Consider the following 26,854-nt stretch of genomic DNA (forward strand, 5'->3'; position numbering starts at 1 on the left):
TCAGGGGATATAATAACCCTGTGACGCGGGGTATAAACGCTTGCAACCAAACGTCGAATTGATCCACGCTTGCCGCTAAGCCGGTACCGCCACTTTGGGAGAGCACGAAATGATTGTCCGCAGACTCTATTACTTTCTCAGCTATGTGTGCCTGCCTCTGACGTTGCTGTGGGGTTTTTTTTGGCCTCCGGCCCATTGGCTGCTGGTTGTTCTGATCCCCTATGCGGTCGTCGGCCTGTATGACATGCTGACAACCAAGCATAACGTGCTGAACAACTATCCGGTTCTGGGGCATTTCAGGTATATGCTGGAATTCGTCAGCCCGGAAATCCGTCAGTATTTTGTGGAAACCAACGAAAGCGGACGCCCCTACAACCGCATCATTCGCAGCCTCGTTTATTCCCGTGCCAAAGGGCAGGTGGATACGCAAGCCTTTGGAACCCAGTTCGACATTCAGACTGTGGGGTATCACAGAGCCAATCATTCTCTTGCCCCCAAACACGTGGAAGAAAGCGAAGAACGCATCATGCTGGGCGGGCCGCAGTGTACCCAGCCTTACAATGCTTCGCGCCTAAACGTTTCAGCAATGAGTTTCGGAGCACTTAGTGCCAACGCGATCCGGGCATTGAACGGTGGGGCTAAGGACGGCGGCTTTGCCCACAATACGGGCGAGGGGGGTCTCTCTCCGCATCATTTGGCCGAGGGTGGAGATATCATCTGGCAGATTGGCACCGGGTATTTTGGATGCCGCACACTGGACGGTGGTTTCGATAAGGACTTGTTCGCCGAGAAAGCCAAGAAGGACGTGGTCAAAGCGATCGAGATCAAGCTGTCACAGGGCGCAAAGCCGTCCCATGGCGGGGTGTTGCCCGCCGCGAAAGTAGATAAAGAAATCGCCGAAATTCGCGGAGTGCCCGAGCATCAGGATGTCATTTCTCCACCCATCCACTCAGCCTTCGAGGGTCCAACAGGGTTGATGCATTTTGTGCAGCACTTGCGCGAGATGTCGGGCGGCAAGCCCATCGGTTTCAAACTGTGTATCGGTCGGCCGTCCGAGTTCATGGCGATCTGCAAGGCGATGCTAGAAACCGGTATTCTGCCGGACTTCATCACCATCGATGGCGCCGAAGGGGGCACCGGGGCGGCCCCTGTGGAATTCACCAACCGGTTGGGCGTGCCGCTGAACGAGGCGCTGATCTTCGTCAACAACTGTCTGCGCGGCGTTGGATTGCGTGACAAGATCCGGATCATCTGCTCGGGCAAGGTTGCGACAGGCTATGACATGGTCGAGAAATTCGCGCTTGGGGCCGATATGTGCAACGCGGCGCGGGCGATGATGTTTGCTGTGGGGTGCATTCAAGCCCTGCATTGCAACACAAACCGCTGTCCTTCAGGTGTGGCCACACAAGACCCGATCCGCGGTCGCGCCGTGCACGTGCCACAGAAACGCAAACGGGTACACCGCTTTCACGACGCCACGCTTGAAAGTTTCCGCGAACTTTTAGGGGCGATGGGCAAGGAAAAGGTCTCGGACCTGCGCCCAAGCGATATTCGTCGCCGTCTGGCGGATGAAAGGGAGCGATCCTACGCCGACCTCTACACTTTTCTCGACGAAGGTGTTTTGCTGACAGATGCGATACCCGAGGAGTTCGCGACAGACTGGAAATTGGCTACGGCAGAACATTTTTAGATTTTTTCTATCAGACGCCAAGGATTGACCTTTCCGATCCGTCATACCCATCGTGATGCGCATGACAACGTCGGATGAAGATTTGGCCATGGCTGCCGCGAAAGGGGACGCTGACGCGTTTGCTTCCCTTTTGGCGCGTCATTACGACCGGATTTTTAGATTGGGATTTCGCCTGACAGGTCGGGCGGATTTGGCCGAGGATCTGACGCAGGATATCTGCGCGGCGCTGCCCGCCAAAATCGCTGGATTCCGTGCGCAGGCCAAGTTCACGACGTGGCTGTACCGGGTTGTCGTCAACGCCGCCGAAGATTCACGCCGACGTCAGGCCAGCCACAATCGCGCCGCTGCAGGATGGGGTGATGTGGAACAGATGCGCCGTGCCGAAGCCGCGGAAACTGCTGAAGCGGTCGATTGGTTGCAACGGGCCATGCGATCCTTACCACAAGACTTGCAGGACACACTGGCCCTGACGCTGGAGGACGAGATGACTCATGCCGAGGCTGCCGAGGTGCTAGGCGTGTCCGAAGGCACAGTGTCGTGGCGCATGTCGGAAATCCGCAAACGCTTGCGCGCCCTTCGGCAAGAGGAGCTGGCAGAATGACAGACGATCTTGAAGATTTCAAAACGCTGATGGAGGCCGCAACACCCGCGCCGGACGCGCAACGCCGGGCGGAAAATCTGGAACTGGCGCAGAAAAACTTCGACCGTGCCCAAGGATCGCATGCCGACATGCGTCCGACTGTCAAGCGGGACCCGATAGCCCGCCTGACACAAGGAGCAAAATCGATGTTGAACGTCCTATCCCATCGCGGAGCCCTAACCGCGACAACCGCTATTGCCGCCGTGGCTTTGGTTGTGATCCTGCCGCAGACTTGGGACTTTGCGAAAAACCCAACTTCACTGCCGAACACCAAACGTGCTGAGCCACAGGTGCAAACAACCGAGATTGATCAGGATGGCGACCTTTCACACGCCGTTCCGCAAGGGGCTGTTTCCGAACCAGTGGTCGAGGCACCGTTGGTCATCGAAGAACGCGTCGCCGAGCCGTCAGCGGTTTCATCGCCCGGTTTACGCTCTTTCAGTTCGGAAGCCGACAGTAGCGCAGGTTTAGGAATAGCTTCTGGTGCGTTGCTTGATGCAGCCCCGTCAATTTCGCCACGCCCAGCCCAATCAGATCCGAGCCTCGTGCCAGAAGCGGATACCGAAGCGTTTGCCAACGCTGATACAAACCCTTTGAAAGCTACGGTTGAAGACCCTGTGTCGACCTTCTCGATTGACGTCGATACGGCCTCTTATTCGATTGTCCGGTCCTCATTGATGCGGGGTCAATTGCCGCCGAAAAACGCAGTGCGGGTCGAAGAGATGATGAATTACTTCCCGTACAACTATCCCGAGCCCGAGGGAGATACGCCATTCCGTCCGACGATCACGGTGACCCCGACGCCGTGGAACGATGGCACACAACTGGTCCATATTAGCATTCAGGGAACGTTGCCCCGGTTTGAGGACCGCCCGCCTTTGAACCTTGTCTTTCTGATTGACACGTCGGGGTCGATGCAACACGCGAACAAGTTACCGCTGCTCAAACAGTCCTTCCGCCTGTTGCTGTCGGAACTGCGACCCAAGGATCAGGTCTCAATCGTCACATACGCAGGCAGCGCGGGGCAGGTGTTGGAACCGACTGCGGCGTCAGAGCGGACTAAGATTCTGTCAGCATTGGATCAATTGCAGGCCGGCGGTTCCACCGCTGGGCAAGCGGGTCTGCAACAGGCCTATCAGGTCGCCGAAAGCATGGCGGCGGATGACGAGGTCACCCGCGTGATCCTTGCCACCGACGGTGATTTTAATGTTGGCCTGTCGGACCCCGACGCCTTGAAAGATTTCATTGCCCGCAAACGTAATAGCGGCACGTTTCTAAGCGTTCTGGGTTTTGGCCGTGGCAATCTGGATGACGCCACCATGCAGGCGCTGGCACAGAACGGAAACGGGCAGGCTGCCTATATCGACACCTTGGGCGAGGCGCGCAAAGTGCTGGTCGATCAGTTGACCGGGGCGCTGTTCCCAATTGCCAATGACGTCAAAATACAGGTCGAATTCAACCCTGCCCAGATCGCTGAATACCGTCTGATCGGATATGAAACCCGCGCCCTGAGACGTGAGGACTTTGCGAATGACAAGGTGGATGCAGGGGATATCGGTGCGGGTCATACAGTCACGGCGATCTACGAAGTCACACCGGTTGGTTCGGACGCTATCCGTAATGGCCCTCTGCGCTATGCCGAACAAGTAACAACAGAGGAGACGGACGAGATCGGGTACTTAAAACTGCGCTACAAACAGCCCGGCGCGACAACAAGCCGACTGATCGAAGAGCGAATCCTACCCGATCAGGGCGCTGCATCCGAGGATGTGCAGTTCTCCTACGCGATTGCCGGGTTTGGGCAACTGCTGCGTGGCGGGGAATATCTGGGGTCTTGGTCTTATGAAGATGCAATCGCGCTGGCCAATTCAGCGAAAGGGCAGGACCCATTTGGATATCGCGCCGAAGCCGTCACCCTAATGCGATTGGCTGAAACGCTGGCTCAGTAAGATGGGGCGCTGTCATACGACGGCGTCCATTTTCACAGCTTAGAACTGTCTGGGATTGTTGGCGGCGTGGGTGTTGATCTTTCGCACACTCCATTCCACCGCATCCCGCATGGTTTTGCCTAACGCGTCGTCAAAAGCCTTAACCAGATCGGGGGTCTTGTCGCTGGCGGCAACCACGAATTCGCGGAATGAATCCGAGGCGATGATCTTGTCCTCATACTCGTCGATGATCTTGATGTTCATACGCACTTCGACGCGGATGGTCTGCGAACCATCTGGGTTGGTGATCGCCAGCCCTTGAAATTCCCGTAGATCCGGTACGATGACGTAGTCCGCTCTTAGACCGACGGTTGAACGGCCGACAGCTGCAACCTTGCCGCTGTTCTCATAGCTTTCCACCAGCAGTGCTTGCACGATCAGTGGCGCTCGGTCCACCCAACGCGCGCGGGGCAGGTACTGGACCTGCAGAGGCGTGGGCTGGATCGCAATCTGATCAGTGTTGACTGCGGCCGTGGCCGTCGGCTCCTGCACCACGATCTGTTTTTGAACGCGCGGAAGTGAGGTTGAAAAGGTGCTTTTCGGGGTTAGCAGATACAGGTCATTTGGCTTGGATGCCTGCCGCAGTGTGCCCAAGCCCGTGCAGCCGCTAAGCGACACCAGTGCCACCGCCAAAACAATAAACCTGATCATTGGCGAAACTCCGATGCCTGGGTTCCAAGTAGGAAGCGCGCGGGGTCACGTTCGACCTTGTCCACCAACCGGTCCAGACTGATGACCAGCCGCTGCGACTCTTCGACAAAGCGCGTGAATTGGGGCAGGCCGACCCGCAGAAAATCAGACACCTGGCGACGGTTGTTCTGCACGATGCCGTCGATGGTGCCCAACAGTTCGGACGCGGATTGCGATGCGCTGAGGATATCGGCCGAGATGTCGTCCAGCCGTTCGGTGACGTTCTTCACCGTGCTCGCCACTTCGTTCGCAGCTGAACTGATGTCCTCCATCACAGCGCCGACATCGTCGTTTATGACTTTGTTGGCCGAGTCAAAGGCGCGCTCTGCCGAGGCCAGGGTGTCATTTGCGGTTTCCATCGTACCGGTGATCGACCCAAGTGTTTCATTGGCGTTCACGAAGGTTTCGGAAATCGTCGCCAGAGACACTTCGGCCTCATCCGTCAGCCCGTTCAGATTTTCAGCCAGGGTCGAGGCGCGGTCGATGAACGGTTTCACGTCGTCCTGAATCACGCGATCCGCGTTTTCAATCGCGGTCTTGGCGGTGTCCAATGCGGCGGTTGCAGATTCAGACGCAGTTTTTACGCTTTTCAGGGTGTCTGTTCCCGTGTTCAGCGTCGTTTCAGCAGACGCCACCAGCGTGTCTAACCCGTCTGTAAAATCAGCGATTTTCTTGGCCGCCCCGCCCAGATCCGAGGACAGTGTTTCAAAATCCGAAAGCGTATTCTCAAGCTTACCCGAAGCCGAGGCAAGGTTGTCGAGGATGTCGCTGACATATTGGCGGTTCTTGTCGTCGACCACTGCGTTGAGGTTTTCCAGCAGTGTGACAGCCTCATCCAGCACTTTCGGAGCGCCTTCAAACAGTGACTGGATGGCGCTGCGTTTGCTTTTGATCACACTGTTCTGAGGCAGCCGCGTTCCGCTGCTTGATCCGCCGGACAGTTCCACATAGCTGACCCCAGTCACACCAAGAGATTGCAACTGTGCAATCGTCTCTTCGGTCACAGGGATATCGGCGTCGACCTCAAGCTTGACCCTTACTTTGGACGGATCATTGTCATCCAACTGCAACGAGATCACCTGACCCACCGGAAGGCCGTTATAGCTGACCCCACCGGCCGCAGACAGGCCCGAGACATTGTCGAAAAGCACGTCGTAATAAGCGTACTGCCGCGAGACTTCGAATTTCGCCAGCCACAGGAAAAAGCCAAACGCCCCAAGGATGCCCGCAAGGGTGAATGCGCCGATCAGGATATAGTTCGCTCGGGTTTCCATGGCCTCTACCTGTCCTGCCCCTTCTCTTGCGCAGCGCGTGCCCGGGGGCCGGTGAAGTATCCCTGCACCCAAGGATGATCGACTTTGGTCATTTCTTCAATCGGTCCTTCAACCAGAACCCGTTTTTCCGCAAGCACTGCGACCCGGTCGCATATGGCGTAGAGGCTGTCGAGGTCATGTGTGACCATGAAAACGGTCAAACCAAGAGCATGCTGCAACTCGCCGATCAACTCGTCATAGGCGGCAGCCCCTATGGGGTCGAGACCGGCCGTGGGCTCGTCCAGAAATACAATTTCCGGGTCCAGTGCCAGCGCACGGGCCAGTGCAGCACGTTTGCGCATGCCGCCTGATAACTCGGACGGAAACTTGCCACAGCTCAGTTGCGGCAAACCGACGAGGCTAATTTTCAGGCTCCCTAGTGCCTGCATCAGGTTTTCGCTGATACCGGTGTGTTCACGCAGCGGAGCCATCACGTTCTGCAGCACCGTCAAGGAAGAGAACAAAGCACCGTCCTGAAACGCGACGCCCCAACGTTTTTCGATGCGACGTCGCTCTTGCTCGGGTCCATTCAATACATCGACGCCCAGCACTTCGATGCTGCCCGAAGCAGGCTTGTTCAGGCCGACAATTGTGCGGAGCAGGACCGACTTACCAGTGCCCGATCCGCCTACGATGCCCAGCACCTCACCGCGCCAAACATCCAGGTCAAGGTTCTGATGGACGACCTGCGGCCCAAACTGATTGGTGAGGTTACGAACACGGATCACCGCCTCGCGCTGTGTGCCTGTCTCCGAGGTCTTTTGCAGAACGACTCCGTCCACGTCAGACCTCCAACACCGAAAAGAAGATCGAGAACAGTGCGTCCAGCGCGATCACCATAAAGATCGACTGTACTACCGAAGCCGTTGTCCTTTGTCCTACGCTTTGAGCAGAGCCTTTGACCTGCATCGCCTGCCAACAGGCGATGACGCCGATTACCAGCGCAAAGAACGGTGCTTTGATCATACCGATCGCAAATTGCCATATGCCGGTGTTTTCTTTCAGTCGGGTGGCGAACATGCCGGGGCTGACGTCAAGGTCGATCCAACTCATCAACCCGCCGCCGATCAAGGCCGAGATATCGGCGATGAAGCCGAGGATCGGCAACATGATCAGCAGGGCCACGACGCGTGGGATCACCAGAACTTCGATCGGGTCCAAACCAAGCGTGCGCATGGCATCGATCTCTTCCTGAACCTTCATCGACCCGATTGATGCAGTGAACGCCGACCCGGACCGGCCGGCAACGATGATGGCGGTCAGCAAAATCCCCAATTCGCGAAGAACAGAGATCGAGATCAGTTCGACCACGAAAATCTCGGCCCCGAACTGTTTCAGCTGAGTGGCACCTTGGAACGCCAACACAACGCCGATCAGAAAGCCCATCAAGGCGACGATTGGGATGGCCTTGAAGCCGACTTCTTCCATCTGGGATACCAAGGCGGCCCTACGCAGCCGCCACGGCATCACGATGGTTCTGGCAAGCCGATGAAGCGTTAAGCCCAGAAACCCCAGCATAGAAAGGGTGTCATTCCACGCGCCGACCGTACGCGCGCCGATGCTCGCGACCCAATCGACAAATCCGCGTTGTTCGGACACTACCCCCGGCTCGTCCGGCATGTTTTCCGCAACTGTTTTTAGCAGGGCGGAATGGGCCGGTTTCAGCCCTTCATACGTTACTTCAGCACCCCCGGCGCGGACGCGCCGTGCCAGATCGGCGATCAGCCAAGCTCCGCTGGTATCCAACGCTTCGACCCCGGAAAGGTCAAACGTGATATTGCCACCTTGAGGCTTAACCGCTGCAAATGCCTGTTCCACGGCACTCAAAGATTGGGTCAGCATTTCGCCCGAAATCCGCAGGCAGACGCCGTCGGCGTCATGGTCCGAATGTATCATGGGCTGCGTCATGGCCGTATGTGATGTGAAACCGTATTGACCTGCAACGGATTTTTGCGCGGGCACGGCATTTGGCACCGTACCATAGCAAGGGTGTGACAATTTCAGGGACGAGATTGGCCGCCGTGCCCAAGTTTGGTTAACAAGGTCATTTGTTGTTCGGAAACTTCTATTAAGCCTGAGCATTTAACAGGTCTAAGAACCGCTTGCCGGGACTGCGGAACCGCTACAGAGTTCGATTCTGAAACACCTCGGTGGAATCAGGGTTAGAAAAATGAAGCACGCCGGAAATGTTCTTTTCATCATCATTGACCAATTGCGGGCAGATTGCCTGAACGGTGCTTTTGCCGCCCATGTCGACCTGCCCAACCTGCGTGCTTTCAGGGAAGAGGCGGTCAGTTTTGATCGCCACTTCTCGGTCACCAATCCGTGCGGCCCCTCACGCGCATCGATCCTGACAGGGCAATACGCGATGAACCACAGATCGGTGCGCAATGGCACACCCCTGCGGCACGACATTCCCAATATCGCGACCGAGATGCGCAAGGCCGGCTATCTTCCTATGTTGTTTGGGTACACCGATACTGCCGCCGATCCGCGAGTGCACGATGCGGGCGATCCGCTTTTGAAGTCCTACGAAAACCCTATGGTCGGGTTTCACGAAGTGATCGAGATGCGGCTTGAGGAGTCCTACCCCTGGCGCGGGCACCTGATGCAGAAAGGTTATGCGTTCGACAACTACTGGGACTTATACAAACCAGCTTCCGAAGCCGGCGCGACGCCACGCCTGAACGATCCTGCCCTATATCGTGCCGAAGACAGCGACACTGCGTTCCTGACAGACGCGTTTCTATCGAACATTGCGCCGTTCAAGGGCCAAAATTGGTTCGCCCATCTGACCTATATCCGACCACATCCCCCGCTGGTGGCCCCTGCGCCCTACAACGACATGTACGACCCGGCCGCATTGCCTTTGCCGTCTGGTTTTGATGAGGCATCGGCAGAACGGGCAATGCACCCGTTCTTTGGTCCGGCGATGGACAATCAGACAGCCGCAGATTTTGTCGAAGGCTTTGATGCTGTCGATCCAACACCCGAGAACATACAAGCCCTGCGCGCGGTGTATCTGGGGTTGGCAAACGAAGTGGATCATCACGTTGGTCGCGTCATCCAGTTTCTTAAGGACAGTGGTCAGTGCGACGATACCCTTCTGGTGATTACCGCTGACCACGGCGAGATGCTGGGCGATCGTCATAGCTGGGGCAAGATGACGGTCTATGATGCCGCCTACCACACGCCGCTGATGATCCGTATGCCGGGCAATCAGGCGCGGGCCGGTACGGTGGTGTCTGCGCCGACCGAGTCCATCGACATCACTCCGACGATCCTGGAATGGGTCGGGCGAGAGGTTCCGAATTCAATGGACGGGCGGTCACTGATGCCTTTGCTGCAGGGGCAGGTGCCAAAGGACTGGCGGAGTTATTCATTCAGTGAGTTGGACTTTTCAGAGCCGCAAAACCCGACGCCATGGCAGCAGCAACTGGGTACAGGCAATAGCGACTCGTGCCTTAGCATTCTGCGGGATGACCGCTTTACGCTGGTTGAATTTGCCGCTGACTTGCCACCAATCCTGTTCGACCATCAAGGGAAGGGAGAGTTGGAGAACGTCGCCACAGACCCCGAATACGCGCCAGATCTGGCGCGTTTGGGGCGGCAGATGTTGCGGCACCGGATGCGCAACATGGATCACACGTTGTCTCTGTATTCGTTGACGCCCGAGGGCGCAAAACCCAAACCGCGCTATCCGGCATAATCTGTCGCGTCTGTGCCCCCTACACCTGTGAGGTATCCGATGCTACGCATGGATCACGGGGAGGGCTAATTTGGACATTACTGAACAGCAGATAAAGGCGATGACGACTGCGGGTCTGAACCTGATCGGTCAAGCTTTGTCGATCTATGATAGCCAATTGCGGCTGGTGGTCAGCAATCGCCGCTTTCAGGATATGTTCGAATTGCCGGATGAATTGGTACAGCCCGGCGCGGCGTTCAGCGAAACGATCCGCTATCTGGCCAGCCATGGTGAATACGGCACAGATATTGATGTCGAAGACGCCGTTGACCTGCGAGTCCGGCAAGCGCTTGCGTTCGAACCTCACTATATGGAACGTGTTCGCGCCAACGGAAGTGTGATTTCGGTTGAAGGGGCCCCATTGCCCAAAGGGGGGTGGGTTTCGGTCTATACCGATATCACCAACACCAAACAGGCCGAAGCATTGCTGCGCGCCCGGTCCGAAGAGCTGTCTGACCAATTGCTGGATCGGGCCGAAGAGTTGTCAGGCGCCAATCGCAAACTTGCTGCCACCAACACGGCCCTGGAAGAGGCCAAGCGCCAGCTGACCGAGATCGAAGCTCGCACGCGCATGACCACCGAGATGATGCCGGCGCATATTGCTCATCTGGACCGTGACGGGCGGTACGATTATTCGAACCGCAGGCTCAGTTCTGTCATGCCCGGTCGTCCGTCCGAAATCCTGGGAATGCATATATCCGAGGCACTGGGGGCTGCGGCTTTCGCACGTGTCGAGCCTCACTTGCAAAAAGCCTACGGCGGCGAAACCTCGGTTTTTGAGTTCACCGAGGATCAGGATTCCCGCCGTATTCGTGTCTCGTTTTCCCCGGATGGCGAGGGGGGCGTCTACGTGATGTCGGTGGATATCACCGAGGAAACGCAGGCGCGCGTTGCGTTGCAACAAACCCGGCGCCGCGAGATGGCCGCTCAGATGACCAGCGGTTTGGCGCATGATTTCTCGAACCTGCTGACGATTATTCTGGGCATGCAGTCCCGGTTGGAAAAAATGAACTTACCTAAGGACGCGCAAGAGCTTGTGGCGGCCACCCAGCAAACCGCACGACGGGGTGGGCAGTTGCTGAACCGGATCGCTGATATGACGGGCAATCGGACGCTGCAGCCGAAAGCGACCGATATGCGCGGTTTGTTAGAGGATCTGCGTGTACTCGCGTCTCCATCCTTACCGCGTGGTGTTGGACTGTCCGTGGTGAATACGCTGCCGAACGAAGCACTGATGTTGGACCCTGGCATGCTTCAGGATGCCTTGTTGAACCTGGTTCTGAATGCCCGAGATGCATGTGGTGGGTTCGGGCAGATCACGATCAGCGCACATAAAATCGGCGACATTTGGATTGAGATCGGGGTGTCCGACACTGGCCCGGGCTTTTCCACGGAAGGTCTGGAAAAGGCACTGAACCCCTTCTTTACCACCAAGGGCAGCAAAGGCTCCGGGTTGGGTCTGCCGATGGTCTATGACACCGTAAAGCTTGCTGGCGGAGATCTGAACCTGCGCAACACCCCTTCGGGCGCGACTGTGGCTATGAGATTACCCTATCGCCCGGCACCACCTATGCAGGAAGGCTTGGTGTTGTTGGTCGAAGACAGCGACAAATTACGCGGGCAGTTTCGTGATATGCTCATTGAGCTAGGGTACTCTGTGGTCGAAGCAATTTCGGTCGGTGAGGCTTTGGCGCTGACAGACAATATCGACGAAATCGCTTTTGTGCTGTCGGATATTCGTCTGGAAGGGCAGGGCACGGGGCTGGACCTTTTGGCCAAACTTAAGCCGGGGTTGCCCTGTTTGCTGATGACGTCTCTGCCATATTCCGACCCGTTGCACCAGCAAGCACTGACACTTGCGCCAGTGCTGCGCAAGCCGTTCACGCGCGCGCAATTGTCCTCTCTGATCCGAAACGAGGCTGCCTGATGAACCAACCGCTGGTTACCATTGTCGACGATGAGCCCGAAATTCGGCGTGTTTTGACTGATGCTTTGGAAGAAGCTGGTTTTCGCACCCAGAGTTTTGCCAGGGCGCGGGAATTCGAAGCCGCGCTGAAAAGGGTGACACCGGATGTATGCCTGGTTGACCTTTCCCTACCAGACACCGACGGGTTGGCGCTTGTTCATCGTTTGGCGCTGGAGCAGGGCGCCGCGGTTATCATTATTTCCGGTCGCGCGCAGGTGCAGGATCGCGTTACCGGGCTAGAGCTTGGGGCGGATGACTATATCACCAAGCCGTTTGACCCGGCCGAGGTGGTAGCCCGAATTCGTGCCAGGCTAAGGTCACCACGAACACAGGCCCCACAATTAGAAGTGGCCCACTTCAACGGTTGGACGGCGTATTTTGATCGCTATGTTCTCGTGGATGGCAGTGGAGAGGAATTTCCGTTCAGCCACGCTGAAGGTGAGGTTTTACGCCTGTTTCTGGAAAGCCCGAAACGCCTGATCAGCCGTGCGCAGATGCAAGAAACTTTTGGCGGCGCCGCTGGTGAAAGTTTTGATCGCGCCATGGATGTACGTATCTCGCGCTTGCGTACGAAACTGGGGGAAGATCCAAAAAACCCGCGCCTGATCAAGACCATTTACGGTGCCGGATATATATTCCTCGGAGATGTTGAGTGGCAGTAAGTTGACGATCAAATTTGATCAACAGATTAGAACCCTCAAATTTTTCGAATTGCGTCGGGAGTTCTAAGGTCAGGAGGCAGGATTAACCCAGCTGGTTTTTGCAATCGCGCATCTGGGCTTGAAATACGGGTTGGGTACGGTCAACGGGGACTGCACTGGGAGAAATCCCGAGTGGTGTCGTCTTCGACACCACCCTTTTGGGAAATTAGTACCAGGTCTGAGAGTGGCTTTCTGATTACTCGCGGAAGGCCCTGTTGAAGTAGTCAGTCAACGGTTTGACTAAGTAAGATAGCGGAGTTCTTTCGTCGGTCTTGATCATGGTTTCCACAGGCATGCCCGGCAGCAACGGCTGCCCGTTCAGACGCTCAATCTGGTTGTCTTCGGGAATGACCTCGGCGCGATAGAAGGTTTGTCCTGTGGCATCGTCTGTGAACGTATCCGCTGAAACCGTGATCACTCGGCCATCAATCTCGGGCGTTTCACGCTGGTTGAAGGCCGGAAAGCGCAAGGATACTGGCTGACCGATATGCAGCTGATCCACATGAATAGCATCCACGCGTGCGGCCACCAATAGGGGGGTATCCTGAGGAACGATATACATCATTGGTTCCGCTGGCTGGATCACCGATTGCAGCGCAAAGACCTGACTTCCGTAAACCGTTCCCGCGACAGGTGATCGAATATCCAACCGCGAAAGTCTTACATTCAACGTTAGACGGCGCTCGGCCAGTTCTGAGATCCGCGCTTGCACATCCCGCAACTCGGTAATCGCCTGTTCGCGTCGCGTCGCGGATAATTCGACAATTTCAATTTCGGTGGCGGCGATCTGGCCTGTCAGACGCGCGATGGTGGATTCCAACTGGCCAATTTGACCAGTCAGGTTGGCGTCTTCTCTCTGCAGAGCAGATACGCGGCTGGCAGAGGTGAGGCCGCGAGAAAGCAAGCTTTGTTGATCCTTCAGCTCATCCTGAATGAGTTCGACCTGGCGACGCAAAGACACCAGCTGAGCTTCGGTGCCCTTGATTTCGTCCTCAATCTGGTCTCGCTGTTTTCCCAGTTGCTCGATTTGCTGGTTCATGGTGTCCAGGCGCGCCTCAAACAAACGCCTTTGCCCGGCAATCAGCTCAGGATCGATGCTTTCCTGCTCTTGAAGCGCGGCCAACTGAGGCACCACAGTTTCCAAACCGCCGCCGTCGCGCTCGGCTTCCAGCCGGACTTTGCGCGCCATCAACTCAAAAAGCTGAGATTCAACGATGGCTTTTTCCGAGGACAGGAACGTATCGTCCAGACGCACCAGCAATTCACCGTCAGCAACAAGATCACCGTCGCGGACGAAAATTTCACCCACGACACCTCCGTCCGGGTGTTCGATCACTTGTCGGTTGCTTTGAACTTCGATGTTTCCCTGCGAAATGATGGCCCCAGCCAGACGCGTCTGGACTGCCCAAACACCCAACCCGCCAATCAATATTGCCAGCGCTGTAAAGCCAACGATAGCCGGAATAGTGATGTGCCATACGGGGCGCATATTGTTATCCGCATTATCCTGCATCTTTTTTCACCTGACTAAGGCCACGTTTGATTGCGCTGGCGTTCTGAACCATTGCGCCCAATACCTCATCTCGGCTTCCGGTTTTCACGACCTGGCCTTTTTCGACTACCGCCAGATCGTCACATTCCGAGATCGCCTGCGGGCGATGCGTCATGATGATGGCCGCTTTGCCAGCCATTTTCAGCCCGCGCACAGCCGCGTTCAGCGCTTCGGTCCCATCGGCATCCAGCGCCGAGTTGGGCTCGTCGAGAATGAGCAGAACCGGGTCGCCATAAAGCGCACGGGCCAGTGCAATACGTTGCTTTTGGCCGCCGGATAGCTGACTGTCATTGCCCTCCAGAAACGTGTCGTAACCTTTGCTCAGCGACAGGATCAACTCGTGTGCGTTGGCTTTTTTAGCTGCTGCGACAACGGCCTCGGGGTCGGGGTGTTCTGACATGCGGGCAATGTTTTCAGCCACTGTCCCGTTGAACAGAGTGACCTCTTGCGGCAAGTAGCCGATATGTTGACCCAAATCCGTCGGGTCATATTGATCCAATGTCGCGCCACCTAACCTGATTTCTCCGGCAGCGGGTTGCCAAAGGCCCAAAAGTGCCTTGGCCAGTGTGGACTTTCCAGATCCGCTCTTGCCGATCACGCCGAGGGCCTTGCCCGGCTCAAGGCGCAATGTGACGTTGCGCAGCGTCGGCTTGCTGGCACCTGGCGGAATTACGGTCAACTCTTTTGCAGTAAGCTGGCCCTTGGGTACAGGCAGTTTGGTGCGCGGGGCTTCGGGTGGTGTAGCATCCAGAAACTGGTTCAATGAAGTCCAGGCGGTTCGGGCTCTTTGCACCATTCCCCATTGGCCGACCGCCTGTTCAACCGGCGCAAGCGCCCGCCCCAGCAGGATCGATCCGGCAATCATCGCCCCAGGGGTCATTTCGTTGCGCAATACAAGCCATGCGCCGAGCGCCAGCATCGCAGATTGCAAAAACAGCCGCATTGACTTGGTCAATGAAGTAAAGCTGCCGGTCCAGTCACTGGTGGCGATAGTTTGGCTCAGCGCGTCGGTTCTCTGCTTTTGCCAGCGATGAGTGATGTCCGCTTGCATTCCTTGCGAACGAACAACTTCGGCAGCTTGTCTGGCCCGCTCGGAAAAAGCGTTGGCTTGGGCTGATGCCCGTTGTGCCGATGCCACCTTGCGATGCGTCAATCGTTGGTTCAACAAGGCGATCAGGATCAGCACGAGACCACCCGCGACGGCCAGCCAGCCAAGCAACGGATGAAACAGAAAAATCGCGGCCAAAAAGACCGGTGTCCAAGGAATATCCATTACGGCCAACAAAACCGGTGAGGAACACAAATTTTGAATGGCTTCCAGATCGCGTAGTCCAGTCGCTGGTGCGGACCGCGCCTTTGGAAGCAATGCGCGCCGCATAGTGGCGTCAAACACGCGTTCGTCCAGCTGCGACTGAAAACGGGCTCCAAACCGTGCAACGATGCGTCCACGGGCAAAATCCAGCATTGCCATCAGGCCATAGAGCAGCATGACCAGCAAAAACAATGCTGTAAGTGTTTCGACTGACCGCGAACTCAGCACTCGGTCATAGACCTGCAGCATGAACAAAGGCCCGGTCAGCATCAGCAAGTTGACGAAGATACTGAACAGGAACGCCAGGGCCAGAAAGGTTATTCCTTGATTGCGCACCTTACGTAGTTCATGGCGGGGCGGCATCATGCGGTTTAGAGTGTTCACGAACAGGGCCTTTGGTGTTAACAGCGGCTATTGTGCTCTTTCCGGGCGGTTGTTTTCAGTTTATGCCGCAATGCCGAAAAAAGCGAGAACTGGTGGATTAAAGAAATGAACTGGTTCGTCAATCAACGATTCCGTAACTAAAACGTATGCGCCAAATTACGCCGAATTCAAACTGGATTCCGCCGAAGAAGTAAGAAATGAAAGCGGCACATCGAAACCCGGCCGGCCATTTGGATGCGCCAGACAAAACCTCTCTGGAACATTCGAGCCAAATGCCCATTTCCCTTTTCGTGCAGATTAGTGCGTGAGACAAATTATTGACAATTTCTCGGTGTTTGTTTGCACCAATGATTTTTTGAATATTTTGGGCATTTTTGACTGCGGCCGATGTTTCCATGCGATTGGACGAGAGAGTTCGTGAATGAGCGGAATTGACCACGTTTACAGCTACGTCAGACGATCGTCTCTGACCGGACAAAACAACAGGCACATGTTGTTTCTGGCAACGGACCAGGCAAGTGAGGGCAGACCACAAGTTTACCTGACTGCTTTCGCAAAAACGCCCGATGTAACCGCTAAATCTTTGCGGGCAGTTTCTGAAATCGTCGGTTCACGGTTCTATGCGCCACCTTCAATGCTGTCTCGGATCTTGCGCGAGGCAGACCCGGTTGCCACCGTTGGCAGGAGCACCGTGAGGTTCGAAGGTTTTTCGGCCTGTTGCAGCGCATATATTCGGCTGGACATCGATGATGATGCGCTTGAGATCGAGCGCTGCAGTAAAGGTACCACCAATGTAGACTTCGGGTCAGAGCTGCGCGCCTTGCTTGCGCAAACCAAGGTCGATAGCCGACTAGAGATCACCATCGGGTCAGATAAGGTCGGCTTATCTCATGAGAAGGGTGTCGTCACCGAGCGTAAGGTCCCGTTGCCTGTGCGGTGGGTAAAAGGCTTTGCCGAGGTGCAGGCTCATCTTTCAGGCATGGAACGCGTGTTCTCGCTGCCGACCGTATCGGCGCAAAGGTTTATGCGCAGCTTGCCGCGTTCTAAGTCTGGCCATCAGGTTTGGGTGCGGCGCGTCGGTAACAACGCGCGTACATCAGCGCGTCCCGTTGACAATAGTGTACTGCTGCGCGGCGGGCATCGTCTGCGGGTGTTGGAATCCCTGGTCGGTAAGGCCAGGGCTCTGCATGTTTATGGCAATGCGGCTTTGCAAAGCTCGGCCTGGGTGCTGGACTTTGGGTCTCAAAGATTATGTCTGGTTGTGAATGCCGAACCCTGGCGTGGCTTCTCGGGTGACGGGCGGCTGCTATACGATCTAGCGCAAGAAGATGTTGATGTAGCCGCATTGCGCGCCCAGTTGAATTGGCAGGACGAGTTGGATTTGCCGTCGCTCGCGCAGAGTGGCGACCTATCCGGCGATCAACTGAACATCGCTATGTCGCATCTGGCGTCATCAGGTCTTGTCGGGTTTGATCTGACCCAGTCTGCCTGGTTTCATCGCGTTTTGCCCTTTGATATGGGCAGGGTGCATGCAATGAACCCGCGCCTTGAGGCTGCCCGCAAGCTGGTTGATCAAAACGCGGTAACACTTCTGCAGGACGGGGTAGATGTGATTAGCGATGCCGTCGTGCATCGTGTTCGATTTGATGATGACGGTCCCAGTTGCACCTGCCCATGGTATTCCAAGAACAAAAGCACGCGAGGTCCATGCAAGCATATTCTGGCCGTGGAAATAGCGTTGGAGCATTCAGAATGACGGACGCAGAGTTCTTGAAGCTGATAACAACCAAGCGCGCATCCAAGGTTCTAAAAGTCCTTGCGGCGATACCTGAAGCTGACCGTCGCGCCTTTGCGCCCACCGCTTTGAAAACGCAGAAGGCCTATGAAAAAGCTTACTGGGATAGTCAGTTCAACGGAAAGAAACGGTTCCCTGATATTGCGAAAGATGGCGAGGCCTTGGGGGTCGCCGTTCTGGCGACCGCGCGCCCCTCGGAGTACAAATGCGGAGATTGGCAAATTCTGCCGCGCACGGTTCCGTTGGCAGACGTTTTCCGCGCTCTCAAGCTTAGCTGGATGGATGCTTGGGCCGAGGCTGCAGTCGAAGACAACCCCCGCCTGATCCAAACGATCCATGCGTTGAGTCACGAAGGGTTGTGCAATATTCCGCAAACCGAGGCGTACATTCTGGGCTACTACGCGCAAGAAGCAGCGGTGCCGTCGCAGGCGCGCGCGCAATTCCTAAATCAGGACGTCTGGCGCTTTTTTGAAGTCGAAGGCGGCGGAGACCTCAGCCTTGCTGCGCATGATAAATACTGTGGTCCGGGAGCATCTTGGACGGAAGTCCTGATAGGGTTGTGCCAAGATGGCACCTTGGATCGAAGCCGTGCGTTAGATACCTCTCTGGATGCGCTGGAGCGGGATTTTGGTCAGTTTCGGGCTGGCTGGTATTCACGGTTTCATACTGAGCTTTGCCCCTCGGATGCAGAAATGCACGACCGAGTGACGCGATACCTTGATCTGCTTACCAGTGCGGTGCCACCAACCGTGGCCTTTGCGCTCAAGATATTGAAGCAAATTGATAAAAAACACGTAATAGACCCTGATGCCCTGATGTCTTCTATCGAGCCTGCATTGCAAAGCCGACAGAAAACAAGTGCCAATACGGCTTTGCAATTGCTGAAATCCTGCGCCAAACGCAATCCTGAAAGGGCGTCTGAAATCGCCCTTTTGGCTGTCTCGGCCCTGATTTCCGAAGCTGCAGATGTTCAGGCGCGCGCGTTGGATCTAATTGAGACCCTTAATCAGCAAAACTCCCCGGACGTTCAGGACAAGTTGCGCGATTATGTGGATGTGTTGGCACCATCGGTGCAGGCACGGGTGCCAATTGTTTTGGCAACTGGTTCTGTCGTGTCGCCTCCGCAACCAGACTTATCTTTGGCGACCTTGGCGGCCATTGAACCCGTCACATCGGCCGAGGAGGCGGCGGCGGTTTTTCTGGAGCTATTGGAAAACCCCGATGATCCGTTTCTGATTGAGCGCGCCTATGACGGAGTGGTACGGTTTGGTGCGACCGCGCAGTTATTATTGTCGCCGCTGGCAAAGCGGGCTGCCCAGTTGCAAAAACGCGCGTTGGACAATGCGTTCAATACATCCGGGACGTTTGAAAGATCCGTTTTGGCAACGGCTTTGGCATGGGCCAACGGAACGGATTTCGACACCGAAATGCAATCCTTTCTAGTGCCCCGCTATCACGGGCATGTGCCGCTTACGGTCGAGCGGAATAGTTTTGAGGGGATGTTCGCAGCGCGGGCCAAGGAACTGTTGGGTTTCGTGCGGCGTGGCTTTGCGGTTCCTATGTTGTCAGCGCCCACGGACAATCGCGGGTATCTCGCCGCAAGCAAACTAATTGATCGGTTGCAGCACTATCGAAATCTTGGCGTTCAAACCGGTGATGCTGACTTTAAACTGGCATTGATGCGCCTTGCACCCGAAGGGCGAGACATTGCTCTGAATGGTTTCATGCCACAGAGTGAGGCCGAGCGCGCCTTGGCCTATACGCTGGGGGCCAATATTGCGCCTGAAACAGATAAGCAGTTATGGACAATTGCCTGGTCCTCGACCGCTCCACTGCGCGCGGATTCCTCTATTCAAAAGATGGTTGGCGAACCCATCCCCGGTTTGGGTGTGCCGGCCAACTATGGCTTTCATGCAGATATTCGGCGGATCGAGCCTTATGTCTGGCCTCGGCCCAAACTGAGTGTGAACCCACCAATCCCCGCGAACGTGGATGCCACGTTGGGTTTTGCGTTGCCGTCAAAATTCGAGCACACATACGGAGCCGACCCAGGTGCCAGTTGGATGACGCATCTAAACCCTTGGGTTGGCCTGATCCGACCAGCTCATTCCGAGTTGTTCTTTTCAGCCGGAATTTTCGAACTGGAACTTGATCAAAAACTGACGAACCATCACTGTCTGATGTTTCTGGACCCGCTGTTCCGGCCCGATCCTAAGCCCGGACAGATGGCTCATGCCATGCTTGCTTGGTATCTGGCCAGCGCGGATGAGGGCATCGGAACGACCACAATTGATGCAATGGCTACGTTGATTGCGCAGCAGCAATTTGAACCGAGTGTTTTTGGTTCTGCTGCGCATTCTCTTGTTTTTAGTGCTGGCCTGCCTTTGCGACGTTGGACCAAACGAGTGGCCGAAGTCGCTGGAACGTCCGATCTACATACGCTGGAAATAAAAAAAGCGTTGGGAGCAATGATGTTTGACCTGCCAACTGCGCTTCCACGTGATTTGGGTGGAATCCTGGAGTTGCTGTACGAACTCTGTATCGCGTCCGGTGAGGGGATTTCATCGGCGGATTCTCGGACCGCGTTGCAGGGTGTAAAAGCTGGCGGAAAATCGGGAAAATTTGCGCGTCAGATCGTAGCATTTCAGCGAAACGTGACCTGACGCGCGGGATTGATCCAACGGTCAGGCTGGCTGGATATTATGATTGATCCGGAACAGATTGTTCGGGTCGTATTTTCGCTTTACCTCGGCAAGTTTGTCGCCGTTGGCGCCGTAGGCACCGGCCGTTGCCTCACTCTGATCCGCAGGCATGAAGTTGACATAGGCACTGCCAGTGGCATGCGGGGTCATCCGATCATAAAGTGCACGGGCCCAATTGATGCAGGCTTCATCCTTGTTCGGGTCTTCCCAACGACTGTGCACGTTCATGATAAAATGCGCAGAGCGTTCAGGATAAGCGGTGGCGTCGGCGGGTATGCGGGCCATGGCACCACCAACGTGGGCGATGAAAACTTCCGAGGCGGGGTCAGGTAGGTTGGCAATTCCCTCAAGCAGGCCAGAAATCGCGTCGGACGTCAGGGTGCTGAAATCATGACTTTTCCAATAGTTGCGCGCGCCGGGCGCCAGCAATGGGTCAAACGCGGATTGCCAGTCCACAAACGCGTGTGGCGAGATAACATCCACAATTGGATCGCCCATGCTGCGCAATTCGGCCATCGCCGCTTCACCGTCCGCCATCGCTCCGGCATAGCAGGCGGCGAAGATCAGAACTTCGCGCCCATGCCATTCTTGGGGCAGGAAGGGTAGGGGAGGTGCCATGCGCATTACGGCCCAAACCGTCAGTTCATCCGGCGCTGTGTCTGCAATTTGAACGAATTGGGCCAGCAGGTCCGGGGCGGCCTCAATCGGGTGCACCACCAGTCCTGACAGGACTTCGGGGCCAAGCGGATGTAGCTGAAACTCAAAGGACGTTACTACGCCAAAGTTGCCGCCCCCTCCTCGGATGGCCCAGAAAAGATCGGGGTGGCTATTGGCCGAGGCATGGACGATGGCACCGTCTGCTGTAACCACTTCGGCCGAAATCAGATTGTCGATGGTCATGCCAAATTTGCGTGTTGTCCAACCGAACCCGCCGCCCAAGGTCAGGCCAGCAATTCCAGTTGTGCCATTGATGCCGACCGGAACCGCCAGGCCATGCGCCTGAGTTTCGCGATCCACGTCCCCCAGTACCGCGCCAGGTGCCACGCGCGCGGTTCTGGCCAAAGGATCGACATGCACCGAACGCATCTGCGACAGGTCCAGCATAACCGCATCGTCTGCAACAGCGTGCCCGGCAATCTGGTGGCCACCAGAGCGCACAGACATGATCAATCCAGTCTCGCGGATGAAGTTCACTGCTTTTTGCACATCGCTGGCCCCGAAGGCGCGGATGACAAAGCCAGGGCGGCGGTCCACGACGCTGTTCCAGGTTGTGCGGGCGTCGTCATATTCAGGGCTGCCGGGCAGGTGAACGCCCCCTCTGAGCGACGCGTTTAGCGTATCCAGCGCGGCCTGATCTACAGTGGCCGCACCGCCATCCAGTGTCTTTAAGTCAAACATGCCTTTTAACCTTCCTTGCGTAGGGAGGGTTTCTTGTCTGACTGCCTCAATTGAATTGCACAGAATGCGCGTCTGCTGGCCACTGACGATCCAGCGCGCCGCGCTATTGAACAGAATTAGGCGAAGATGCCGGGGTCGATCTGATCCACCGGGGTAATGACATCGGCTGGAACGTTCAGCCGTTCGGCTGCTTTTCTCAGGCTTTCCTCATCGGGTGCTTCGTACAGGCAATAAGTTTTGCGTTTGTCAGCACTTAGAAACGAGAAAATCCACTCAATGCCCGTCTCGTCATTGATTTCTTTGATATGAGCTTTGTCCGCCTCGCTGAGATTCAGCTGTTCAGCGAAATTACGTTCGATAATATACCTTGGCATATGCACCCCCCAGAGCATGTTGTCAGGGTTTTAACTCGCAGGCCCTTCGAGTCTTGACCTGAGGGAAACCATACTCAATTTCTGGGCTGTTGCCAACGCATCTGCCTCGAGGTGCAGGGCCAGATCGTAATCCTGCTTACTACCACGGCAGCGCAAAGCCCGAGCGTATGCTGCTTTGCTGTGGGCGATCCAGGGCGGGCACGCCATGTCGGTGTCGATCTTGATGGCCTTGGTGAACAGCCTTTCAACCGCTTGCCAATCCCCAAGCAATGCGGCCAAATTGCCCAGCCGCCGGGCGGCTGATCCCGTGCAAACTGTCGTAGCTCCGGCGGTGATGGTCAGATCTTCGAACGGTTTCAACAAGTCAAACAGAGTTTGGGCGTGATCTCTGTTTTGGACCTCTACACAGATATCGGCCAAATACGATAGCGTGGTGGAATACATCGCGTCCGGCGGCAGGGCGAACCCGCTTTCCGCCAATTCATTCAGGATACGCTCAGCGGCTTCGGCATAGCCCAGCTCCGCTGCAATCAGACCGAAGCCGGGTTTCCAGGTTTGGTCCTCGGGGCTTTCGGACATGAGCTGTTTGATGACTGGCGCGACCTCATGCAGGCGGCTTTGTTCGCGGCGAATGGTGAACATCTGGACGCCAAAAACGCCCTCAACATGCTTGCCGTGCGTTTGCCGTCCAATCTGGACGGCCTCATTGGCGAATTGTTCGGCTTGATCAAATTGACCATCCATAATGGCCACCATTGCGCGGGCGTGGGTTTGCACCCAATAAAGCTGCAAGTGGTTGTCCTTTTGCGACACTTCCGTCAGCAGGCGCAGCGAATGGTCCATCAATTGCCGGTCCGCCATCTCGGCGCCGACAAAAAGGCTCAGCGTCCGGTCCCGACCCTGGTCGATCGTTCCCAGTTTTTCTGCGACTGTATGCATCGCCTCAAGGTTTTCACGCCAATCGCGTGTTTCATATTCTCGTCTTGCGATAAACGGTGCCGCGTACCGCATCATCATGACGGAAAACTGGGCCTTGTAGTCTCCCAACCGGGCCGCCAGTTCCATGGCGTTCTGGCCATAGCGCGCGCCCTCATTGAGTTGCCCGACGAACATATAGGCCCGAGCGAGCTGACTTTGCAGTCCGCATTGGCGAACTTCGTCGCTTGGCGGCAAATTGGACAGTGCGTCCAGACACACTTCGATGGCTTCATCGTGCCTTTCGCTGGACATCATACAGGAATCGGCGAAATAGCCAGCGATATCCGCAGCCAGTTCAGCGTTTCCTAACTCGCGGGCTGCGTCTGAGGCTTCTTTGAGCAGGCTGACTCCCTCGGGCAATCGCCCAACGCTGTCCAAGCTTCGACCCATCAAAATCTGACCCTGAATTTCTTCAACCTTGTTGTTTGGGCCCAGTTTTTGCGCGGCATTCATGGCTTCTTTGGCGCTGGCCATCGCCTCTTGGCTAGCCGAGCGGGCCAAAGCCATTTCGGTTGCAGACTTCCAACGCGGAAAGGCGGCGGCCCAATCTTCAGCTTGGGTCAGGTGGTGGGCAACTAGTTCGGGTCGACGGGCAATCTCGGCAGATCGCAACTCGATCAAGGCTTTGGCAACATCTGCGTGTTGCGCCCTGCAAGTGGCACTGAGCATAGATTGATAGGCAGTGTCGCGGATCAGGGCGTGGCGAAAGACGAAGTGATCCTTGTTGTGGCCGCTTTCAAAGATCAAGCCTGATTTGCACAGCTCGTCCAACCCGGCTTGCACGGTTGCGCTGTCGGTGGCCATGGCCTGGCGCAGAAGCGAGGGCTCAAATTCTCGCCCGATCACCGAGCCGGTCAGAGCTACCTGTTTGGCGCCAGCAGAAACGGCGTCAAGCCGAGCCATCAAAGCACCTTTCAGGGATGAAGGAACCGAGATCCGTCCCGGTTCCCCGGCATCCATCATGGTGCGGGTCATCTCTTCAACAAACAGTGGCACACCGTCGGTTTTTTCAACAATCAGGGCCACAAGGCGGTCGTCGGGCTCAACCCCAGATACATTGCGGATCAGGTTGGCCACATGGGCCGTATCAAAGCGGCGAAGGTGCAGCGTGTGCACATGGGCATCGCCTTCGTCTCGATCCATGTCCCACCCCGGTCGATGCGTGACCAAGATCATCAGAGGTAGATCCGTACAGATGGATTTGAACCGGTGTAGCAGCGCGCGGGTCGAAGGGTCGATCCAATGCGCGTCCTCAACACACAAAATAACAGGACGAACGGCAGAGCGGGCTTTCACCGTGTTAATCAAGGTCTGAATGGTCAGATCCCGCTGTTCCTGCGGCGACAGGTTCAGCACGTGTTTCGCAAGATCGCTTCCGGGTGCCACCAGTGCGGCAAAGACCGGCAAGACCTGATCAAGCTCGATCCCCGGGCGGGTTTCCAACATGGTTCGTACGCGATCAACGACCCTGTCATCGTCATAATCCGGGCCGGCCCCGGCATCCTGCGAAATACGTTCAGTGACAGGGTAAAACGGGCTGCTGTTCAGGTAGGGCGAGCAATTCAGCCGAATGATATCTGCATTTTCGGCGATGCCGGTGTCGCTAAGGAATTCTTCGGTCAGGCGCGACTTGCCGATACCGGCTTCACCTGCAAGAAGAACAACTTCGCCCTGTCCGCTTTGAACCCTCTGCCAGGTCTGATGCAGAATGTCTTTCTCGAATTCCCTGCCAATCAGAACACTACTCGCATCTTCCCTGTGGGCGGCCCGAAACCGACTTTCGGCGCTACGTTCGGCGACCACTTGCAGCAAGGTTCGCGGTTCTTCAAACCCCTTCAGAGAGACCGTTCCCATCGACGAAAACTCAAAGATCCGATGTAGAGTAGTTTCGGTTTCTTCTTTGGGTAAAACGATCGTATTGGGTGCGGCTTTTTCTTGGATGCGTGCTGCGAGATTCAGGATGGCCCCGGTCATGGCGCCTTCTTCATAGGTGTTCTCACCTACGGTGTCGCCGACAACAACGTCTCCGCTGGCTATGCCAACGCGGGTAGAGACAGGCTGGCCATCAGGGGTTTTCAAACTTTTGACGCGTTGCACCGCATCCAATGCAGCTTTGACGGCGCGAACGGCGTGATCCTCAAAGGCGTGCGGCCAGCCGAAGAAAACCAATAGCCCGTCGCCCAGATACTTAGCGACGTACCCGCCATATCGAGTAACGGCACCTGCCACGGCATCTTGGTAGTTTTGCAGCAACAGCCGCATGTCTTCGGCATCCAGGCGATTGGTCAGTTCTGTCGAGCCGACCAGATCGGCAAACAAGACTGTCAGATGCCGCCGTTCTGCTGCCGAGTGCGCCTGTTCTCGGGGGCGGGCTTGCTCACCACTAGGGACCGAGGAGGCACTCTGATCGGTGTCGCGCAAAGCCTGTATAGCGGCCAATAGAATTTTTCTGTGCCCCAAAGAGACTCCGATCTCGCGCAGATCATCGTTGGTCAGCAGGGGTAAAACGCGCGCGTCGATATCGTTGTGGGCAAATGCGTCAACATATTGCTCCAGCCCAAGTGTCTTCAGCCATCCAGCAACCTCGAAGCCCATTGGGGGATCATGCGGAGGATTCGGAGCCGGATCAAGATAGCGCTTCTTTTACTTGGTCCAAGCACCGCGAACGTCTTCGACGCTCAAGGCTGTGAGCATCATGTTGCAACAAAGTTGAAATGCCATTGGCGTAGGGTTTCAGGAGACGAGAATGCCGCAGACTGACGCTTGCGCAATTGAGGTAGTTCAAAATTCAAACGGAGATTTGACTGCAAAGCTGATTCCTTTGGGCGCGACGCTCTGCGACCTTCGCCTTGATGGTATCGAGCACCCCTTGGTGCTGGGCTGGCGCGATCCGGCAGAATACTTACGCCAGGATGAGTACTTGGGTCCAATTGTAGGGCGGTGTGCGAACAGAAATGCGAACGGAACCTATAATTACGAAGGCGACAAATTCTGATGGATCGAAATTTTCGGGGTCGCCATTGCTTGCACGGAGGCAGGACGGTGCCGCGTGGCAACTGTGGGAGGTCACGCACCATTCTGCAAGCAGCGCCAGCTTTTTCTTGAATTTGCCCGACGGTCACATGGTGTTTGGTGGTGCGTTGGATGTCGTTGCGCTCTATAGCGTGGAAAGCCCATCCAGTTTGTGCCTCGAAATCGAAGGCTTGGACTGCACAACGGTCTGCAATTTGGCGCTACACTGGTATTTCAATTAATGCGGTCGCGGCCACATAAAGGATCATATTCTGCAAACTGCGACTGATCGGTATCTGCCGGTTGACGATGACTTTATTCCTCTGGGTGATCCCGCGTCAGTGCAAGAAACTGAATTCGATTTCCGTAAGCCACGCAAGGTCGGAGCCTGTTCCTACGACCACAATTTCTACGTTTCGGATCAGCGTACTGCGGAAAATCCTGTCGCTGTACTGGTTTCCTCGAACTCGGGGATTCAGATGGAGTTGTCGTCGACAGAGCCGGGTCTGCAGTTCTATTCAGGGACCCATATGAACTACCCTGACAAACGGATCCTGGCCGGTGAAACATTCCGCGCTTACTCCGGCTTGGCACCAGAACCGCAGTGCTGA

At 56.1% G+C, this 26,854-nt stretch carries 18 protein-coding genes and 1 pseudogene; 10 read left to right on the plus strand and 9 right to left on the minus strand.

Features of this window, described 5'->3' with window-relative positions:
* Positions 1-109 precede the first annotated feature (109 nt).
* The 3 genes from ACR0LN_RS08845 to ACR0LN_RS08855 all read left to right on the plus strand — a co-directional run bounded on the left by ACR0LN_RS08845 (position 110) and on the right by ACR0LN_RS08855 (position 4,279).
* Positions 110-1,690, plus strand: a complete 1,581-nt coding sequence (locus tag ACR0LN_RS08845; protein WP_480429118.1) for an FMN-binding glutamate synthase family protein — start codon at positions 110-112, stop codon at positions 1,688-1,690.
* Positions 1,691-1,751: 61 nt separating this feature from the next.
* A complete protein-coding gene (locus ACR0LN_RS08850) occupies positions 1,752-2,291 on the plus strand; it encodes an RNA polymerase sigma factor (protein WP_480429119.1) in 540 nt (179 codons plus the stop codon).
* Positions 2,288-4,279 (plus strand): vWA domain-containing protein, encoded by a 1,992-nt coding sequence (locus ACR0LN_RS08855; protein WP_480429120.1) that lies wholly within the window; start codon positions 2,288-2,290, stop codon positions 4,277-4,279. Before ACR0LN_RS08850 ends, ACR0LN_RS08855 begins: the two co-directional genes overlap by 4 nt.
* Before the next feature lie 39 nt (positions 4,280-4,318).
* On the opposite strand, the gene ACR0LN_RS08860 is transcribed toward ACR0LN_RS08855, so the two are convergent.
* Genes ACR0LN_RS08860 through ACR0LN_RS08875 form a run of 4 tightly spaced genes read right to left on the minus strand, consistent with a single transcriptional unit; the run spans position 4,319 to position 8,217 of the window.
* Positions 4,319-4,969: an ABC-type transport auxiliary lipoprotein family protein gene (locus ACR0LN_RS08860; protein WP_480429121.1), complete on the minus strand. Its 651-nt coding sequence runs from the start codon at positions 4,967-4,969 to the stop codon at positions 4,319-4,321.
* Entirely contained in the window at positions 4,966-6,282 is a 1,317-nt protein-coding gene (locus ACR0LN_RS08865) for an MlaD family protein (protein ID WP_480429122.1), read from the minus strand. Before ACR0LN_RS08865 ends, ACR0LN_RS08860 begins: the two co-directional genes overlap by 4 nt.
* Before the next feature lie 5 nt (positions 6,283-6,287).
* The gene (locus ACR0LN_RS08870) at positions 6,288-7,103 is read right to left on the minus strand and encodes an ABC transporter ATP-binding protein (protein ID WP_480429123.1); all 816 of its coding nucleotides are present in this window, start codon (positions 7,101-7,103) and stop codon (positions 6,288-6,290) included.
* A gap of 1 nt (position 7,104) precedes the next feature.
* Positions 7,105-8,217 carry an ABC transporter permease gene (locus tag ACR0LN_RS08875; protein ID WP_480429124.1) on the minus strand — a complete coding sequence of 371 codons (1,113 nt, stop codon included), beginning with the start codon at positions 8,215-8,217 and terminating at the stop codon, positions 7,105-7,107.
* A gap of 274 nt (positions 8,218-8,491) precedes the next feature.
* Between ACR0LN_RS08875 and ACR0LN_RS08880 the strand changes: the two genes are divergently transcribed.
* From ACR0LN_RS08880 to ACR0LN_RS08890, 3 genes are all read left to right on the plus strand, one after another.
* Positions 8,492-10,030 (plus strand): sulfatase-like hydrolase/transferase, encoded by a 1,539-nt coding sequence (locus ACR0LN_RS08880; RefSeq protein ID WP_480429125.1) that lies wholly within the window; start codon positions 8,492-8,494, stop codon positions 10,028-10,030.
* A 70-nt stretch (positions 10,031-10,100) separates the two neighbouring features.
* Entirely contained in the window at positions 10,101-11,996 is a 1,896-nt protein-coding gene (locus ACR0LN_RS08885) for a PAS-domain containing protein (protein WP_480429126.1), read from the plus strand.
* Positions 11,996-12,697, plus strand: a complete 702-nt coding sequence (locus ACR0LN_RS08890; protein WP_480429128.1) for a response regulator transcription factor — start codon at positions 11,996-11,998, stop codon at positions 12,695-12,697. The genes ACR0LN_RS08885 and ACR0LN_RS08890 overlap by 1 nt, the downstream gene beginning before the upstream one ends.
* 235 nt (positions 12,698-12,932) lie before the next feature.
* Here the strand turns inward: ACR0LN_RS08890 and ACR0LN_RS08895 are convergent, their stop codons facing one another.
* Complete coding sequence (locus tag ACR0LN_RS08895) at positions 12,933-14,249, minus strand: HlyD family type I secretion periplasmic adaptor subunit (RefSeq protein ID WP_480429130.1); 1,317 nt, start codon at positions 14,247-14,249, stop codon at positions 12,933-12,935.
* Entirely contained in the window at positions 14,239-15,966 is a 1,728-nt protein-coding gene (locus tag ACR0LN_RS08900; protein ID WP_480429388.1) for a type I secretion system permease/ATPase, read from the minus strand. The genes ACR0LN_RS08895 and ACR0LN_RS08900 overlap by 11 nt, the downstream gene beginning before the upstream one ends.
* A gap of 439 nt (positions 15,967-16,405) precedes the next feature.
* Between ACR0LN_RS08900 and ACR0LN_RS08905 the strand changes: the two genes are divergently transcribed.
* A complete protein-coding gene (locus ACR0LN_RS08905) occupies positions 16,406-17,740 on the plus strand; it encodes an SWIM zinc finger family protein (RefSeq protein ID WP_480429131.1) in 1,335 nt (444 codons plus the stop codon).
* Positions 17,737-20,442, plus strand: a complete 2,706-nt coding sequence (locus ACR0LN_RS08910; RefSeq protein WP_480429133.1) for a DUF6493 family protein — start codon at positions 17,737-17,739, stop codon at positions 20,440-20,442. The genes ACR0LN_RS08905 and ACR0LN_RS08910 overlap by 4 nt, the downstream gene beginning before the upstream one ends.
* A gap of 21 nt (positions 20,443-20,463) precedes the next feature.
* Here the strand turns inward: ACR0LN_RS08910 and ACR0LN_RS08915 are convergent, their stop codons facing one another.
* The 3 genes from ACR0LN_RS08915 to ACR0LN_RS08925 all read right to left on the minus strand — a co-directional run bounded on the left by ACR0LN_RS08915 (position 20,464) and on the right by ACR0LN_RS08925 (position 25,826).
* Positions 20,464-21,879 carry an FAD-binding oxidoreductase gene (locus ACR0LN_RS08915; RefSeq protein WP_480429134.1) on the minus strand — a complete coding sequence of 472 codons (1,416 nt, stop codon included), beginning with the start codon at positions 21,877-21,879 and terminating at the stop codon, positions 20,464-20,466.
* A gap of 116 nt (positions 21,880-21,995) precedes the next feature.
* The gene (locus ACR0LN_RS08920) at positions 21,996-22,253 is read right to left on the minus strand and encodes a DUF4242 domain-containing protein (RefSeq protein WP_480429135.1); all 258 of its coding nucleotides are present in this window, start codon (positions 22,251-22,253) and stop codon (positions 21,996-21,998) included.
* A 30-nt stretch (positions 22,254-22,283) separates the two neighbouring features.
* Positions 22,284-25,826, minus strand: coding sequence for an ATP-binding protein (locus ACR0LN_RS08925; protein ID WP_480429136.1), 3,543 nt, complete (start codon positions 25,824-25,826; stop codon positions 22,284-22,286).
* A 151-nt stretch (positions 25,827-25,977) separates the two neighbouring features.
* Here ACR0LN_RS08925 and ACR0LN_RS08930 point away from each other — a divergent pair, with 151 nt between their 5' ends.
* On the plus strand, positions 25,978-26,226 hold the full coding sequence (locus tag ACR0LN_RS08930; RefSeq protein ID WP_480429138.1) for an aldose epimerase family protein: 249 nt from the start codon (positions 25,978-25,980) through the stop codon (positions 26,224-26,226).
* Positions 26,186-26,854: pseudogene (locus ACR0LN_RS08935) on the plus strand (aldose epimerase family protein). Before ACR0LN_RS08930 ends, ACR0LN_RS08935 begins: the two are co-directional and overlap by 41 nt.

Source organism: Ruegeria sp. AA6 (assembly GCF_056542865.1).

Bases quoted from the DNA above. Each gene is read 5' to 3' on its own strand.
- ACR0LN_RS08865 (WP_480429122.1), bottom strand. From the start codon at position 6,282: ATGGAAACCCGAGCGAACTATATCCTGATCGGCGCATTCACCCTTGCG.
- ACR0LN_RS08875 (WP_480429124.1), bottom strand. From the start codon at position 8,217: ATGATACATTCGGACCATGACGCCGACGGCGTCTGCCTGCGGATTTCG.
- ACR0LN_RS08925 (WP_480429136.1), bottom strand. From the start codon at position 25,826: ATGGGCTTCGAGGTTGCTGGATGGCTGAAGACACTTGGGCTGGAGCAA.
- ACR0LN_RS08845 (WP_480429118.1), top strand. From the start codon at position 110: ATGATTGTCCGCAGACTCTATTACTTTCTCAGCTATGTGTGCCTGCCT.
- ACR0LN_RS08910 (WP_480429133.1), top strand. From the start codon at position 17,737: ATGACGGACGCAGAGTTCTTGAAGCTGATAACAACCAAGCGCGCATCC.
- ACR0LN_RS08930 (WP_480429138.1), top strand. From the start codon at position 25,978: ATGCCGCAGACTGACGCTTGCGCAATTGAGGTAGTTCAAAATTCAAAC.
- ACR0LN_RS08850 (WP_480429119.1), top strand. From the start codon at position 1,752: ATGACAACGTCGGATGAAGATTTGGCCATGGCTGCCGCGAAAGGGGAC.
- ACR0LN_RS08890 (WP_480429128.1), top strand. From the start codon at position 11,996: ATGAACCAACCGCTGGTTACCATTGTCGACGATGAGCCCGAAATTCGG.
- ACR0LN_RS08855 (WP_480429120.1), top strand. From the start codon at position 2,288: ATGACAGACGATCTTGAAGATTTCAAAACGCTGATGGAGGCCGCAACA.
- ACR0LN_RS08860 (WP_480429121.1), bottom strand. From the start codon at position 4,969: ATGATCAGGTTTATTGTTTTGGCGGTGGCACTGGTGTCGCTTAGCGGC.
- ACR0LN_RS08880 (WP_480429125.1), top strand. From the start codon at position 8,492: ATGAAGCACGCCGGAAATGTTCTTTTCATCATCATTGACCAATTGCGG.
- ACR0LN_RS08915 (WP_480429134.1), bottom strand. From the start codon at position 21,879: ATGTTTGACTTAAAGACACTGGATGGCGGTGCGGCCACTGTAGATCAG.
- ACR0LN_RS08895 (WP_480429130.1), bottom strand. From the start codon at position 14,249: ATGCAGGATAATGCGGATAACAATATGCGCCCCGTATGGCACATCACT.
- ACR0LN_RS08920 (WP_480429135.1), bottom strand. From the start codon at position 22,253: ATGCCAAGGTATATTATCGAACGTAATTTCGCTGAACAGCTGAATCTC.
- ACR0LN_RS08900 (WP_480429388.1), bottom strand. From the start codon at position 15,966: ATGATGCCGCCCCGCCATGAACTACGTAAGGTGCGCAATCAAGGAATA.
- ACR0LN_RS08905 (WP_480429131.1), top strand. From the start codon at position 16,406: ATGAGCGGAATTGACCACGTTTACAGCTACGTCAGACGATCGTCTCTG.